Raw genomic sequence first — 15,163 nt, forward strand, 5'->3', positions numbered from 1 at the left:
TACGGAGGCGATGCAGCGCGCGGCGGGCGCGCGCCGCGCGCCGCGCGCATGAAAAAAGGCGTGCCGGAAACCCGACACGCCTTCATCCGTACGCCGTTGCAGTGGCGGTCTAGAAGACCTCGAACAGCCCGGCGGCACCAATGCCGCCGCCAACACACATCGTCACCACCACATACTTCGCGCCGCGGCGCTTGCCTTCGATCAGCGCGTGGCCAGTCATGCGCGCACCGGACATGCCATAGGGATGGCCGATGGCGATGGAACCGCCGTTGACGTTGTACTTGTCCGGATCGATGCCGAGATAGTCGCGGCAGTACAGGCACTGGCTGGCGAACGCTTCGTTGAGTTCCCACAGGCCGATGTCGTCGACCTTGAGGCCGTAGCGCTCGAGCAGTTTCGGCACGGCATAGATGGGGCCGATGCCCATCTCGTCCGGGTCGCAGCCGGCGACCGCCATGCCCACATAGGCGCCTAGCGGTTCCAGGCCGCGGCGCTCTGCCTCGGCGGCTTCCATGAGCACGCTGGCCGAAGCGCCGTCGGAAAGCTGCGAGGCGTTGCCGGCGGTGATGAAGCGGCCTTCAGCGATGTTCTGGCCGTTCTTGAATACCGGGTTCAGGCCTTGAAGGCCTTCGAGCGTGGTGCTCGGGCGATTGCCTTCGTCCTTGTCGAGGGTGACTTCGACGTCGCTGATTTCGCCGGTCTGCTTGTCCTGCTGCTTCTTGATGGTGGTCAGCGGCACGATTTCGTCGTCGAACTTGCCGGCTTCCTGAGCGGCGGCGGTACGCATCTGCGACTGATAAGCGTATTCGTCCTGGGCGTCGCGAGACACGTTGTAGCGGTCGGCGACGACCTCCGCAGTCTCGAGCATGGACATGTAGATGTCCGGCCGATGCTCGACCAGCCACGGGTCGCGCGCGCGGAACGTGTTCTGGTGCTCGTTCTGCACCAGCGACACGGACTCCAGACCGCCGCCGACGACGACGTTCATGCGGTCGTTGACGATCTGCTTGGCGGCGGTGGCGATGCCCATCAGCCCCGACGCGCACTGACGGTCGATGGTCATGCCCGGCACCGACGTCGGCAGGCCGGCACGGATGGCGCACTGGCGGGCGACGTTCTGGCCGGTCGAGCCCTGTTGCAGCGCGGCGCCCATGATCACGTCGTCGATGTTCTCGCCTTCGAGCTTGGCCCGCTTGAGCGCGTGCTCGATGGCATGGGCACCCAGCGCCTGGGCCTGGGTGTTGTTGAACGCGCCGCGATAGGCCTTGCCGATCGGTGTGCGGGCGGTGGAAACGATGACAGCTTGGCGCATGGGGCTCCTCATGGATTGGCTTGTATAGACGTTTTGTTGTGCTTGTACCGGTCGGCATGTCGCCGCGCGGCAGGCGCTCGCGCCTCGAGACGCAACGCGATCAAGGTTGTATTGCGCTTTTGCGAAACAGTCTTTCGAAAAAGCTCGTGCCGCAGTATGTTGAGCGGCCGGAAAAGCGTCAAGCGACAGCCGCCGACGGTCGGGGTCGGGACAAGCCGTGCGCGGATAAACGGTCGCCACGCATACCAAGGCGCTTCTTCGTGGGGTATCTTACACGCGGTGAACGATCGTTCGGTATCGTTTGCGAGGTTTGCGAAAACAACAGAGGAGTTTTCATGTCGCTGGTCGATCAACTCAAGGCAAGCATGCGCCTGCCGGTCATCGGGTCGCCGATGTTCATTCTGTCCAATCCCGACCTCGTGATCGCGCAGTGCATGAGCGGGGTGATCGGCTCGTTCCCCGCGCTCAATGCGCGGCCGGCCGAGGAACTGCCGGTCTGGCTCGAGCGCATCACGACGACGCTCGACGAGGCGCGCGCGGCCGACCCGCAGGCGCGCATTGCGCCGTTCGCCGTCAACCAGATCGTGCATGCCTCGAACGACCGGCTCGACCACGACCTGAAAGCCTGTGCCGACTTCAAGGTGCCGTTGATGATTACCAGCCTGCGGGCGCCGCATGCGGCGGTCGAGGTGGCGCACGACTACGGTGGTCATGTCTTTCACGACGTGATCAGCGTGCGTCACGCGGAGAAGGCGATCGAGGCCGGTGTCGACGGGTTGATTGTGGTCTGTGCCGGCGCGGGTGGCCATGCGGGTACGCTCAGCCCGTTCGCGCTGGTCTCCGAGATTCGCCGATTCTGGGACGGGCCACTGATCCTGTCCGGCTCGATCACGCGCGGCGAGCATATTCTCTCGGCCCAGGCCATGGGCGCGGACTTTGCCTATATGGGCACGCGCTTCATCGCCAGTGCCGAAGCCAACGCGGTCGACGACTACAAGGCGATGGTTACCGGGTCGAGCGCCAAGGATGTGATCTATTCCAACCTGTTCACGGGGGTGCACGGCAACTATCTGCGCGGCTCGATCGAGGCCGCCGGGCTGGATCCGAACGATCTGCCCGAATCCGGCAAGGATGCGATGACTTTCGGCAGCGACCGCGAGAAGAAGAAGGCCTGGAAGGATATCTGGGGCGCGGGCCAGGGCGTGGGCAGCATCGACAGTGTGCTGCCGACCGCCGAGATCGTCGATCGCCTGGAAAACGAATACCGGGCCGCACGGACGCGCATCGCCGGCTAGATGGAACGGGTCTGTCGGGCGCGTCGTGCCCGTCAGGTGACGCAAGCGCGCGGCGGGCACCCAAGCCCGTCGCGCCGACATGGGCGCTCATGAACGCGCCGACGACACCCTCCGTAGGACTGCCCATATACCTGGCGCATGGCTGCCGGTTTTCATCCTTCCCACAACGCCGAGCCCGTTCGGGTATTGGCGCCCGACACGATATGCCGCTCGGAACGAGCGGCCCATGGAAGGAGATAAGCCATGCAAGCACAAGCCATGCTCAAGACGCATCCGAATCCGCTGTCCGTGCAGGACGCTCTCGCCGAATGCGTGGAGGCCTGTTTCGACTGCGCGCTGCATTGCAGCAGCTGTGCCGATGCCTGTCTCGCGGAAGACGGCGTGGCCGACCTGCGCGGCTGCATTCGCACCGATCTCGACTGTGCCGATATCTGCAATGCCACGGCGCGGGTGTTGTCGCGCCAGACCGCGTTCGGTGAATCGCCGGCGGCGACGCAGGTCAAGGCCTGTCGTGACGCCTGCCAGAAATGCGCCGAACACTGCGAGGGCCATCGGGACCATCATCAGCATTGCGCGCTGTGTGCCGATGCCTGCAATGCCTGTGTCACGGCCTGCGACAACCTGCTCGGCCTGATCGATTGATGGGTCGCGCTGCGTAATGGGCCCGCCACACGGGCGGGCACGAAAAAGGCCGCTTCGATGCCGAAGCGGCCTTTTTTATGCTGCGGTTTGTGAGCGGCGCTATTTCGCGCGTTTGAGGAACTTGTTCATGATCGCCCGGACTTCGTCGGAAAACAGGCGCTCGCCGAAGCGCTCGGCTTCGCGCTCGATCTGGCCGTCCACGTCGTCGCTGCCGATGCCCTGACGCAGAAGCTGCTTGGTCTGGCGGACGGCTTCGGGCGCCTTGGCTGCGAGTCGGGCGGCGACCGCCTGGGCTTTTTCGGCAAGCGCTTCGTCGGGCACGCGATAGGCGATCAGGCCCATGCGCAATGCCTCGTCCGAGTCGAGCGTATCGCCGGCGAGCAACAGGCGCGCGGCGTTCTGGCGGCCGATCAGGCCCGGCAACAGCAGGCTGGAGCCGGCTTCGGGCACCAGGGCCAGGTCGATGAAGGCGGTGAAGAAGCGCGCGCTCTCGGCGCCGACCACGAGGTCCGCATGCAGCAGCATGGTGGTGCCGATGCCGGTGGCCTGGCCCTGCACGGCGATCACCACCGGTTTGTCCAGCGCGCGCAGCCGCTTGATGAAGCTCAGCGCCGGTCCGGCGCTGCCGGCTTCGCGGGTGTCCGGCGTGGCGGCGGCGAATTCGGCCACGTCGTTGCCGGCGCAGAACATGTCGCCTTCGCTGTCGATGAGCAGCGTACGCACGCTGTCGTCGGCGCCGGCATGCTCGACGCAGCGCGACATGTCTTCGTACATGTCGCGGGTGAGCGCGTTGCGCTTGTCTGCGCGGTCGATGGTCACGCGCAGGATGCCGTCGCGCGTTTCGGCACGGATGAAGCCGCTGGTGAGTTCGGGTTGGGCCATGAATGCTCCTTAGAAGATGATCAACGACAGCGATTCGGCGATGCACGCCGGCTTGTCGCCATTCTCGATTTCGATGGTGACCGTATTGCGCAGCATGTAGCGGTTGTCGCCGCGTGGCTCGACCGCTTCCAGCTTCTGGCGTGCGCGCACACGCGAACCCACGGGCACAGGCGCGATGAAGCGCACCTTGTCCAGGCCGTAGTTCACGGTGGTGGTCACGCCCTCGATACGCTTGATCTGGCTGGTGAGCTGCGGCAACAGCGACAGGGTGAGAAAACCGTGGGCAATCGGAGCGCCGAACGGCGATTCGCGCTTGGCACGCTCGACATCCACATGGATCCACTGGTGGTCCGCGGTGGCGTCGGCAAAGGTGTTGACGCGCTCCTGGTCGATCGTCATCCAGTCACTGGCGCCGATCTCTCGGCCGACCCAGCCCTGCAGCGCTTCAATGCTTTCTATGACTTGCACAGGCGACTCCTGTAATGGCGCCCGGGCACGCATGGCGGGCAGGGCGCGCAATAAAAAACCGGCACACGCGACGCTCGGCGAGGAGCGGCGCGTGGACCGGTCGAACAGCCATTGCCGGCGTCGCGATCAGCTGACGGCGGCGTCGAGTTCCGGAATGATGGTGAACAGATCGCCGACGAGGCCGATGTCGGCCACCTCGAAGATCGGCGCTTCCGGATCCTTGTTGATGGCCACGATGGTGCCGGCGTCCTTGATACCGGCCAGATGCTGGATCGCACCCGAGATGCCGAAGCACATGTACAGCTCGGGCGAGATGATCTTGCCGGTCTGGCCGACCTGCATGTCGTTGGGCACGAAGCCCGCGTCGACAGCGGCACGCGACGCACCCACGCCGGCGCCGATCTTGTCGGCGAAGTCGTAGATGATCTTGAAGTTTTCTTCGCTGCCGACGCCGCGGCCACCGGACACCACCTTGGGCGCGGTCTGCAGATCGGGACGATCGCTCTTGGCCTGCTCGAGGTTCACGAAGCGGGTGTGCGACGGCAGTTCCGCGTCCAGCGACAGCGTCTCGATCTCGGCGTTGCCGCCCTCGGCCGCAGCCGGGTAGGAGGCACAGCGCACCGAGGCGACCAGGGTCTGGTCTTCCGGCGCCTTGACCGTGATCACGGCGTTGCCGGCATAGATCGGGCGGTCGAACTCGTGCGCGGAATGCACGGCCATGATATCGGTGATCATGGCCACACCCAGCTTGGCGGCCACGCGCGGCATCAGGTCCTTGCCGTAGGTGGTGTTCGGACCGAGCACGTGGCTGTACTCGCCGTTCTGCGCGGCAGCCACGATCTGCGGGGTGAGCGTGGCGGCCATCGGATGCGCGTTGGCGGCGTTGTCGGCCTGCAGCACCTTGGTCACACCGTCGAGCTTGGCGGCCTGCGCGGCGATGTTGGCGCCGTCGTCACAGAGCACGAGCACGTCGATGGCGGTCGGGCTCATCTGCTGCGCACAGGTAACCGCGCGCGCCGTGGACTGGTTGAGTTCGCCGTTGAGATAGTCGGCGACGATCAGAATCTTGTTGCTCATAGCAGGCCCTTCTCCTTGAGTTTGCTCACCAGTGCGTCGACGGAATCGACCATCTCGCCGGATTCACGCTGCGGCGGGGCGGTCGTCTTGACGGTCTCGAGCATCGCGGCGCGCTCGACGCCGAGATCGTCGAGGCTGGTGTCTTCGATCGGTTTCTTCTTCGCCTTCATGATGTCCGGCAGCTTGAGATAGCGCGGCTCGTTCAGGCGCAGGTCGGCGGTGATCACGCCGGGCAGGTCGATATCCAGCGTTTCCAGGCCGGCGTCGATTTCACGCGTGACCTTGGCGGTGTCGCCGTCGAGTTCGATCTTCGAGGCGAATGTCGCCTGCGGCCATTCCAGCAGGGCCGAGGTCATCTGCCCGGTCTGGTTGGAGTCGTCATCGATCGCCTGCTTGCCCATCAAAAAGACCTTGGGCTCTTCCTTCTTGGCGATGGCTTCGAACACGCGTGCTGCGGTGAGCGGCTGAACCGGCTCGTCGGTCTTGACGTGGATGGCGCGGTCGCAACCGAAGGCCAACGCGCTGCGCAGCTGCTCCTTGGCGGCCTCGGGGCCGATGGTCACGGCCACGACTTCCTCGGCGTCACCGGACTCTTTCCATTTCATGGCCTGCTCGACCGCGATCTCGTCGAACGGGTTCATGCTGTGCTTGACGCCGTTCTCGACGACGCCGGAACCGTCCGGCTTGATCTGGATGCGCACGTTGTAGTCGATCGCGCGCTTTACGCTCACCAGTACTTTCATGTGTCGTTTCTCTTGTCGCTATTTCTTCGAAGAATATTCATCCGCTGATCGATGATTCGCTCGACCGGCGATGCGCACGGCTGTCGGCGCTACATCGCCGAGTATTTCGGCCCGCCGCCGCCCTCCGGCGGCACCCAGGTGATGTTCTGGGACGGGTCCTTGATATCGCAGGTCTTGCAGTGCACGCAGTTGGCGAAGTTGATCTGGAAACGCGGCTTGCCGGCGTCGTCCTCGACCACTTCGTAGACGCCGGCCGGACAGTAGCGCTGCGCCGGCTCGGCGTACTTGGGCAGATTGTGCTCGATCGGAATCGACGAGTCCGTGAGCTTGAGGTGACAGGGCTGGTCTTCCTCGTGGCCCGTGTTGGACAGATGCACCGAGGACAGGATGTCGAAGGACAGCTTGCCGTCGGGCTTGGGATATTCGATTTCCGTGCACTGGTCGGCCGGCTTGGTTGCGGCGTAGTCGGGCGTGGTGTCGTGCATGTTCCACGGCGCCTTGCCCTTGAACCAGTTCTGCTCGATGTAATTGAGCGCGCCGCCCTTGAACGTGCCGAACTTGTGCAGCGAGGCGCCGAAGTTGCGGCTCGCGTAGAGCTCTTCGTACACCCAGCTGTTCTTGAACGCCTCGGTATAGGCGGTGAGTTCATCGCCGCCTTCGCCACCGCTTGCCAGTGCATCCGCTGCGGCTTCGGCGGCGAGCATGCCCGACTTCATGGCCGTGTGGTTGCCCTTGATTTTGGCGAAGTTGAGCGTGCCGGCATCACAGCCGATCAGTACCGCGCCCGGCATGGTCATCTTCGGCAGCGAGTTCAGCCCGCCCTTGGCGATCGCGCGCGAGCCGTAGGAGACACGCTTGCCGCCTTCCAGATACTGCGCGATCTTCGGATGATGCTTGAAACGCTGGAATTCCTTGAACGGCGAGAGATAGGGGTTTTCGTAGTTCAGGTCCACGATCAGCCCGACGGCGACCTGGTTGTCCTCCAGGTGATAGAGGAAGGAGCCGCCGCTGCCGGAGAGGTTGAGCGGCCAGCCGGCACCGTGCACCACCAGGCCCGGCTCGTGTTTTTCCGGGTCGATCTCCCAGATTTCCTTGAGGCCGATGCCGTAGTGCTGCGGATCGACGCCCTTGTCGAGCTCGAATTCGCGGATCAGACGCTTGCCGATATGCCCGCGACAGCCTTCGCCGAAGAGGGTGTACTTGGCGCGCAGTTCCATGCCCGGCACATGGCTGTCCTTGGGTGTGCCGTCCTTGCCGACACCCATTTCGCCGGTGACGATGCCCTTCACGACGCCGTCCTCGACGATGGGCTCCTGGGCCGCGAAACCGGGGTAGATCTCCACGCCCAGCGCTTCGGCCTGCTCGCCGAGCCAGCGGCCGAGCTGACCGAGGGAGATGACGTAGTTGCCCTCGTTGTGCATCGGCGCCGGCACGAAGGCGTTCGGCATCTTGGTCGCCTTGCTCTCGCTAGTGAAGAAGTAGACGTCGTCGCGCGTGACCGGCACGTTCAGCGGTGCGCCGTTGTCTTTCCAGTCCGGGAACAGTTCGTCGAGAGCGCGCGGTTCGAATACCGCGCCGGAGAGCAGATGCGCTCCGACTTCGGCGCCTTTCTCGACGATGCAGACTTCCAGCTCTGCGTTCTTCTGCTTGAGACGACAGGCCGCGGACAGGCCGGCAGGGCCGGCGCCGACGATCAGCACGTCGTACTCCATTACGTCTCGTTCGATTTCTTCACTCATACGTCATCGCTCTCGGATGCTCTTCCAAAGAAGATGCGCACCGCGGGCCTGGCGTGGGCATGCCCGACGCGGGCTTCGCGGGCGCTGGTGATCGGCGCAATCATGTCACCGATGCATTCAAAACGCCATTTCGACAAGAACGCTTTCTGTATCGGGCGCGCCGGTCGAAAAAGGGGGCCGGGGGTGGTCAGACCTTCATGCCCGGCATGTTCAGCGAGGCGGTGTTGCCGCCATCCACAGGCAGGAACTGCCCGGTGATATAGCTGGCATCGTCGCTCGCCAGAAAGGTGATCGCAGCCGCGATCTCCTCGGGCCGGCCGAAGCGGCGCAGTTCACAGCGCGTGCCCAGTTTGTGGGTCTTGTCGTTGGCTTCGGCGTAGTCGAAAACGGGCTTCGTCATGCCGGTCTTGATCAGCCCCGGACAGACGGCGTTCACGCGTACGTTGTATTGCCCCAGATCGCAGGCGCTGGTCTGGGTGAGGTTGATTACCGCCGCCTTCGAGGCGCTGTAGGCATTGCCGCCCGCGCCGGAGCGCACGCCCGCGACCGAAGCCGTATTGACGATCGCGCCCGCGCCAGCGTCGCGCATGTGGCGGCCGGCGGCGCGGGTGAAATGCATGGTGCCGAACAGGTTCACGTCGACGATGTCGCGCCAGGTCTGCAGATCGTTCTCGGTGACCGGCGCATAGTCGCCACCGGCGATGCCGGCATTGTTGCAGACGACGTCGATGCGCCCGTGCGTATCCGCAACGCGATCGACCAGGGCAGTCACGGCCGGCTCGTCGCGGACATCGACCGCGGCGGCTTCATGACCGCTGCCGGCGAGGGTGGCGACGACGCTTTCGAGCGCGTCGGCCTCCCGGTCGACAAGCACCACCGTTGCGCCTTCTTCGGCGAAACGCGTCGCACAGGCGCGGCCGATGCCGCTGGCGGCGCCCGTCACTATCACTATCTTCTTGTCGAATCGTTTCATGGCGCCCGGTGTCCTTTTTATCTCCTGTTATCGCGCGTCGAATTCTACACAAGGGCGAAAAGCCGTCAATAAAACTGAAACGGCATTTCACGCTGACGCCCTGCTTGCGCACGGCGTGCCCGAACGAAGTCGCCAATGCTGCGGTACAGCATGATTTTTATGCAGAAAGCCGTATTGGACACATACTTTTGCTGCAATCCAGACACGGTGCTAGCTTCCGCTGACGGGTGCAGCGAGGGCGCCCCATAACAAGCGGCAAAAATGCCGCAACAAAACCGGAGGAGACGCGATGAAGGATTACAAGGGGCTTGTGCGCAAGGCCGTTGCCGGGGTGACGATGGCCGCTGCGCTGGCGGTACCCACCATGGCCAGTACGGCCGAGGACACGATCAAGATCGGCTTGATCGATCCGCTGTCAGGCCCGTTCGCGAACGTGGGGGACCTCGGCGTCAAGACGTTCGGTTACCTGGCCGAGCGCATCAACGCCGACGGCGGGGTGCTCGGGCGCGATATCGAGATCGTGCCGTTCGACAACAAGGGCAGCGCGCAGGAGTCCCTGCAGAACCTCAAGGAGGCGGCCGACGACGGTATTCACTACGTGACCCAGGGGCTGGGTTCGCATGTCGGTGGCGCGCTGATCGACGGCGTGGAAAAGCATAACCGTCGCAATCCGGACAACCGGATCATCTACCTCAACTTCGCTGCGGTGGACCCGGCGTTCACCAACGAGCAGTGTTCGTTCTGGCATTTCCGCTTCGACGCGAACAGCGCGATGAAGATGAAGGTGATCACCGATGTCATGGCCGAGCAGAAGGACATCAAGAAGGTGTTCCTGATCAATCAGGACTATTCGCACGGGCAGTACATCTCCAAGGCCGGCAAGGAGATGCTCGCCGAGAAGCGCCCGGATATCGAGATCGTGGGCGACGTGCTGCACCCGCTGGGCAAGGTCAAGGACTTCGCGCCCTACATCTCCGAGATCAAGTCCTCGGGCGCGGATGCGGTGATCTCCGGCAATTGGGGCAATGACCTTGCGCTGCTGGTCAAGGCCGGCGCACAGGCGGGCCTGGACGTCGACTACTACACCTACTACGCCGCGCTCGTGGGCGCGCCGAGAGCGCTGGGCAAGGCCGCCGCCGGCAAGGTCAAGATCGTCACCGAGTTCCAGGAGAATCTGGCCGTCGATCGCGATGCCGACGAGCTGACCGAGATCGTGGAAACCTTCGGCGATCGTTATGCGCCGTTCGATTTCACCGTGCTGCGCATCAAGACCGAGCTCGACATGCTGGTCAAGGCCATGGAGAAGGCCGGTTCCACCGACCCGCTGGCGGTCGCCAAAGCCATGGAAGGCATGAGTCTCGATACGGCCATGGGCACAGCCACCATGCGCGCGCAGGATCATCAGCTGATCCAGCCGCTGTTCATCTCGACCCTGTCCGAAAAATACAAGAAGTACGACGCCGAGGGCACGGGCCTGGGCTGGGTGATGGATAGCGAGATCCCGGCCGACGAAACCGCGGTCGCCTCGTCCTGCGAGATGGAACGGCCCTGAGATAGCCGGGCCGTCGATCGCAAGGCCCCGGGCGCGCGAAACGCCCCGGGGCCGCCGCGAAGATAGACAATCGAACAATCCAAGAAGAACCACCCGGCTTAGCGCAACGCAAGCCGGGCCACGCGAGCAGGGGAGATCACCATGAGCGAGCGTGAAGCCGCCCTGAAAGGGGCCGTTGCCGGCCTGATTCTGTCATCCGCGTCGGCGCTGGCGGTCATGCTGCCGACAGCGGCGATGGCCCAGGAAGAGCCGATCCGTATCGGTTATATCGATCCGTTGTCCGGGCCGTTCGCCAACGTGGGCGACGCGGGACTGAAGCAGTTTCGATATCTGGCCGAGAAGATGAACGCCGAGGGCGGCATCCTCGGGCGCGATATCGAAATCGTCGGCTTCGATAACAAGTCCAGCGCGCAGGAGTCGCTGCAGATTCTGCGCGAGGCCGCGGACGAGGGTATTCACTACGTGACCCAGGGCAACGGGTCGCACGTGGCCGGTGCGCTGGTGGACGGCGTCGAGAAGCACAACCGCCGCAACCCGGACAACCGCATCGTGTTCCTGAACTACGCCGCGGTAGATCCGACCCTGACGAACGAGAAATGCTCGTTCTGGCACTTCGGCTTCGACGCCAACAGCGCGATGAAGATGAAGGCGATCACCGACTACATGGCCGATCAGGACCAGATCAAGAAAGTGTTCCTGATCAACCAGGACTATTCGCACGGCCAGTTCATTTCCCAGGCGGGCAAGGATCTGCTGGGTGAAAAGCGTCTGGATATCGAGATCGTCGGTGACGTGCTGCACCCGGTCGGCAAGGTGAAGGACTTCTCGCCCTATATCTCGCGCATCAAGGCTTCCGGGGCCGACACCGTCATCACCGGCAACTGGGGCAACGACCTGTCGCTGCTGGTCAAGGCCGGCGATCAGGCCGGGCTCGATGTCGACTGGTACACCTATTACGCGGGTGGTCTGGGTACGCCGACGTCGCTGGGCAAGGCGGCCGCGGGCAAGGTCAAGATGATCACCGAATGGCAGGAAAACCTGGCCGTGCGCTACGAGGCGCCCGAACTGCGGTCCATGCTCGAGGAGTTCGAACAGCGCTATAGCGGCATCGAGTTCTACTACCTGCGCGTCAAGACCGAGATGGACATGCTCAAGAAGGCTATGGAAAAGGCCGGTTCGGCCGACCCGCAGGCAGTAGCCTTCGCGCTCGAGGACATGTCGATCGAGACGCCGTTCGGCACCGCCACCATGCGTGCCGCCGATCACCAGCTGATGCAGCCGCTGTTCATGTCCACCTTCGGCGAGGACTACCTCGAATACGATTCCGAGGGCACGGGGTTCGGCTGGAAGATGGACGCCGAAATTCCCGCGGACGAGACCCGCGTCGAGACCTCCTGTGAAATGAAGCGTCCCACGCGTGCCTCGTAGTTCGGGGACGCCTGCGAGCCGGCGCCCCGCGCCGGCGATGCGGCCAAAGCAAGGGGGAACTTTGCCGTCATGATTGAATCCGTCGTTTTCTCGCTGCTCAACGGCGTGCTGTACGGCATGTTGCTGTTCATGCTCGCCAGCGGGTTGACCCTGATCTTCGGGATGATGGGCGTGCTGAACTTCGCCCATGCCAGCTTCTACATGCTCGGCGCCTACTGCGCCTACTCGATCAGCCAGGTTCTGGGCTTCTGGGGGGCGCTGGTCATTGCGCCGATCATCGTGGGTCTGCTCGGCGCGCTCATCGAGCGGGTCGGGCTGCGCAACGTGCACAAGCACGGCCATGTGGCCGAGCTGCTGTTCACGTTCGGACTGGTCTACGTGATTGACGAGCTGGTGATTCTGGTCTGGGGCCAGTTGCCGGTCGACTACCGTATTCCCGAGGCGCTCGATTTCACCCTGTTCTCGCTCTACGGCAGCGACTTCCCGGCCTATCGCGGGTTCATCCTGTTCATGGCGGTAGCGATGTTCGTGGCGATCTACCTGCTTCTGGTGCGCACGCGCGTGGGCATGATCATTCGTGCCTCGTTGTCGCATCCGGACATGGTGGGCGCGCTCGGCCATAACGTGCCGCGCATCTTCACCTTCGTGTTCGCCTTCGGTACCGGCCTTGCCGGCCTGGCCGGGGTGATGGCCGGCAACTACTTCATCACCGAGCCGGGGATGGCGTTCGCGATGGGGCCGATCGTGTTCGTGGTGGTCGTGCTCGGCGGCCTCGGGTCGCTCGGGGGCGCGCTCGTTGCGTCGCTGATCATCGGACTGGTAACCACGTTCGCGGTCGGCATGAACTATTCGATCGCCGACATGCTGGCGTCGGCCGGTATCGCCTTCGGTCAGGACAGCGTGCTCGGGATCAACCTCTCGCGCTTCGGGCCGATGCTGCCGTATCTGCTGATGGTCCTGATCCTTATATTCCGTCCGCGCGGGCTGATGGGGTCACGCGAATCATGAGTACATCCAATTTTCCCGGCGGCGCTATCGTGCGTCATGCCGCAGTGTGGATCGCGGCAATCGTCGTGATCATCGTCATGCCCTATGTGTTCACGTCGAGCAGTTCGGTCTCGATGATGAGCCAGATGGGCGTGTTCATCGTGTTCGCGCTTTCGTACAACATGCTTCTCGGCGAGGCCGGGATGCTGTCGTTCGGCCATGCCGTCTATTTCGGTCTCGGCGGGTTTCTGACCCTGCACGCGATTCGGGCAGTCAACGACGATGTCTGGTCCTTTCCGCTCGAACTGATGCCGCTGGTCGGCGGTCTCGGCGGGCTGGCCTTCGGCGTGATATTCGGGTCGGTGTCCACCCGGCGGGCAGGGGTCACCTTTGCCATGATCACGCTGGGCATTGGTGCGATGGTCGAAGCCAGCGCGAACATGTTCACCAATTTCTTCGGTGGCGAGAGTGGCGTATCCGGCAACCGGGTCACCGAGGTGACCCTGCTGCCGTTCTCCTATGGCCCGCAGATCGAGGTGTATTACCTCATCGGCGCCTGGACGATCGTGGCTGCACTGCTCATGTTTCTGCTGACCAAGACGCCGCTCGGGCGTATGGCCAACGCGGTGCGCGACAACCCCGAACGCGCGCAGTTCGTTGGCTACAGCACCACCATTGCACGCTTCATCCAGTTCGCGTTGTCCGGCTTCTTCGCCGGTATCGCGGGTGGTCTGTTCGCGATCCTGTTCGAGATCATGACCGCGCCCAACGTGGGCCTGATCCAGTCCGGCGCGGTGCTGCTGATGACGTTCATCGGCGGACTCGGGGTCTTTTTCGGGCCGATCATCGGTGCGGTGCTCGTGACCTATATGCAGATCGCGCTGAGTGGTTTCTCGGAAGGCTGGATCCTGTATTTCGGTCTGCTGTTCGTGCTCATGGTGATGTACGTGCCCAACGGCATCGCCGGCGTGATCGTGAGCCATTTCGCGCCCTGGCAAGCCGGCCTCGCGCATCGTTTCGCGGTGCCTTATCTGTTGGCCATCGTGCCGGCACTGCTGGCGCTGGCGGGGTTGGTCACGATGATCGAAATGGGCTATCACCTGTCGCTTGCCTATGACCCGAGTCGCCCGATCGAGCTGTTCGGCATGGAGATCACGGCCACCAGCGTGGCCGCCTGGGTCGTCGCGGTGGCGTTGTTCGCGGCCGGGCTCGTGGCGCTGCGATGGGTCGCCGGGAGAATCCGCCAGCGTTGGGGCGAAGTGAATCAGGCCATGGATGCGCAGAGGGCGAAGCAATGACGGACGCACTGACGTTATCCCAGGTCAAGAAGCGTTTCGGGCCTGCGGAGATCATCCGCGGCGTGGATCTGGCGCTGGCGCCCGGCGAGCGGCACGCGATCATCGGGCCCAACGGGGCCGGCAAGTCCACGCTGTTCAATCTGATCAGCGGGCGGTATCCGCTCAGCAGCGGGCAGGTGCAGTTGCACGGCCGGCGCATCAGCGGGCTGGCGCCGCACCAGATCAACCGCCGAGGTCTGAGCCGCAGTTTTCAGATCACCAACCTGTTCCAGCGCATGACCGTGTTCGAGAACCTGCGTTGTGCACTGCTGTGGGCGCGTGGCTACGGGTATTCCTTCTGGCATCTCGTGGGGCGCCAGTCGGCGCTCAACGAGGAGGCGGAGCAGCATCTCGAGAAACTCGGGCTGCAGAAGCGACGCGACGTACCGGCATCGCTTCTGACCTATGCCGAACAGCGCACGCTCGAGATCGGCACGACGATCGCGGGCGGCGCCAACGTGATTCTGCTCGACGAGCCGACAGCCGGCATGAGCCTGTCCGAACGCGACCATGCGATCGAACTGATACGCAACGTCACGGTGGACAAGACGCTGCTGATCGTCGAGCACGACATGGGCGTGGTCTTCGACCTCGCCGATCGGATCAGCGTGCTTGTTTACGGACAGATCATCGCCAGCGACGAACCCGACCAGATTCGTGGCAATGCCGAGGTCCAGAACGCCTATCTTGGAACCTAGCGCCGTTCGGCCCGAAAAGGCGGCGCGCAC

General features: G+C 63.7%; 15 protein-coding genes. 7 read left to right on the forward strand and 8 right to left on the reverse strand.

All coding sequences use genetic code 11. The annotated features are described in order from the left end of the window. Positions 1–109: 109 nt before the first annotated feature. Positions 110–1,312, reverse strand: coding sequence for an acetyl-CoA C-acyltransferase (locus tag J7355_RS01625; protein WP_209059267.1), 1,203 nt, complete (start codon positions 1,310–1,312; stop codon positions 110–112). Positions 1,313–1,647: 335 nt separating this feature from the next. Between J7355_RS01625 and J7355_RS01630 the strand changes: the two genes are divergently transcribed. After that, on the forward strand, positions 1,648–2,607 hold the full coding sequence (locus J7355_RS01630; protein WP_209059269.1) for a nitronate monooxygenase family protein: 960 nt from the start codon (positions 1,648–1,650) through the stop codon (positions 2,605–2,607). 243 nt (positions 2,608–2,850) lie between these two features. Further along, positions 2,851–3,249 carry a four-helix bundle copper-binding protein gene (locus J7355_RS01635; protein ID WP_209059270.1) on the forward strand — a complete coding sequence of 133 codons (399 nt, stop codon included), beginning with the start codon at positions 2,851–2,853 and terminating at the stop codon, positions 3,247–3,249. A gap of 99 nt (positions 3,250–3,348) precedes the next feature. On the opposite strand, the gene J7355_RS01640 is transcribed toward J7355_RS01635, so the two are convergent. From J7355_RS01640 to J7355_RS01670, 7 genes are all read right to left on the reverse strand, one after another. Next, on the reverse strand, positions 3,349–4,131 hold the full coding sequence (locus J7355_RS01640) for an enoyl-CoA hydratase-related protein (RefSeq protein ID WP_209059273.1): 783 nt from the start codon (positions 4,129–4,131) through the stop codon (positions 3,349–3,351). Between the two features lie 9 nt (positions 4,132–4,140). Next, positions 4,141–4,599: a MaoC family dehydratase gene (locus J7355_RS01645; protein ID WP_348522980.1), complete on the reverse strand. Its 459-nt coding sequence runs from the start codon at positions 4,597–4,599 to the stop codon at positions 4,141–4,143. Between the two features lie 126 nt (positions 4,600–4,725). Beyond that, positions 4,726–5,676 (reverse strand): FAD-binding protein, encoded by a 951-nt coding sequence (locus J7355_RS01650; RefSeq protein WP_209059278.1) that lies wholly within the window; start codon positions 5,674–5,676, stop codon positions 4,726–4,728. Beyond that, positions 5,673–6,419, reverse strand: coding sequence for an electron transfer flavoprotein subunit beta/FixA family protein (locus J7355_RS01655; RefSeq protein WP_209059279.1), 747 nt, complete (start codon positions 6,417–6,419; stop codon positions 5,673–5,675). The genes J7355_RS01650 and J7355_RS01655 overlap by 4 nt, the downstream gene beginning before the upstream one ends. Before the next feature lie 89 nt (positions 6,420–6,508). Beyond that, positions 6,509–8,158: an electron transfer flavoprotein-ubiquinone oxidoreductase gene (locus J7355_RS01660; protein ID WP_247739678.1), complete on the reverse strand. Its 1,650-nt coding sequence runs from the start codon at positions 8,156–8,158 to the stop codon at positions 6,509–6,511. A 187-nt stretch (positions 8,159–8,345) separates the two neighbouring features. Then, on the reverse strand, positions 8,346–9,131 hold the full coding sequence (locus J7355_RS01665) for an SDR family NAD(P)-dependent oxidoreductase (RefSeq protein ID WP_209059280.1): 786 nt from the start codon (positions 9,129–9,131) through the stop codon (positions 8,346–8,348). Between the two features lie 65 nt (positions 9,132–9,196). Next, the gene (locus tag J7355_RS01670) at positions 9,197–9,337 is read right to left on the reverse strand and encodes a hypothetical protein (RefSeq protein WP_209059281.1); all 141 of its coding nucleotides are present in this window, start codon (positions 9,335–9,337) and stop codon (positions 9,197–9,199) included. A gap of 83 nt (positions 9,338–9,420) precedes the next feature. Here J7355_RS01670 and J7355_RS01675 point away from each other — a divergent pair, with 83 nt between their 5' ends. From J7355_RS01675 to J7355_RS01695, 5 genes are all read left to right on the forward strand, one after another. Further along, positions 9,421–10,683: a branched-chain amino acid ABC transporter substrate-binding protein gene (locus tag J7355_RS01675; protein WP_247739679.1), complete on the forward strand. Its 1,263-nt coding sequence runs from the start codon at positions 9,421–9,423 to the stop codon at positions 10,681–10,683. A gap of 141 nt (positions 10,684–10,824) precedes the next feature. Then, a complete protein-coding gene (locus J7355_RS01680; protein ID WP_247739680.1) occupies positions 10,825–12,111 on the forward strand; it encodes a branched-chain amino acid ABC transporter substrate-binding protein in 1,287 nt (428 codons plus the stop codon). A gap of 69 nt (positions 12,112–12,180) precedes the next feature. Continuing rightward, positions 12,181–13,119 (forward strand): branched-chain amino acid ABC transporter permease, encoded by a 939-nt coding sequence (locus tag J7355_RS01685; protein WP_209059282.1) that lies wholly within the window; start codon positions 12,181–12,183, stop codon positions 13,117–13,119. Further along, the gene (locus J7355_RS01690) at positions 13,116–14,396 is read left to right on the forward strand and encodes a branched-chain amino acid ABC transporter permease (protein WP_209059283.1); all 1,281 of its coding nucleotides are present in this window, start codon (positions 13,116–13,118) and stop codon (positions 14,394–14,396) included. Before J7355_RS01685 ends, J7355_RS01690 begins: the two co-directional genes overlap by 4 nt. Further along, positions 14,393–15,133 (forward strand): ABC transporter ATP-binding protein, encoded by a 741-nt coding sequence (locus J7355_RS01695; RefSeq protein ID WP_209059284.1) that lies wholly within the window; start codon positions 14,393–14,395, stop codon positions 15,131–15,133. The genes J7355_RS01690 and J7355_RS01695 overlap by 4 nt, the downstream gene beginning before the upstream one ends. Positions 15,134–15,163: the final 30 nt, after the last annotated feature.

It is taken from the genome of Endozoicomonas sp. G2_2 (assembly GCF_017744135.1).
GTDB lineage: Bacteria > Pseudomonadota > Gammaproteobacteria > Nevskiales > Salinisphaeraceae > Salinisphaera.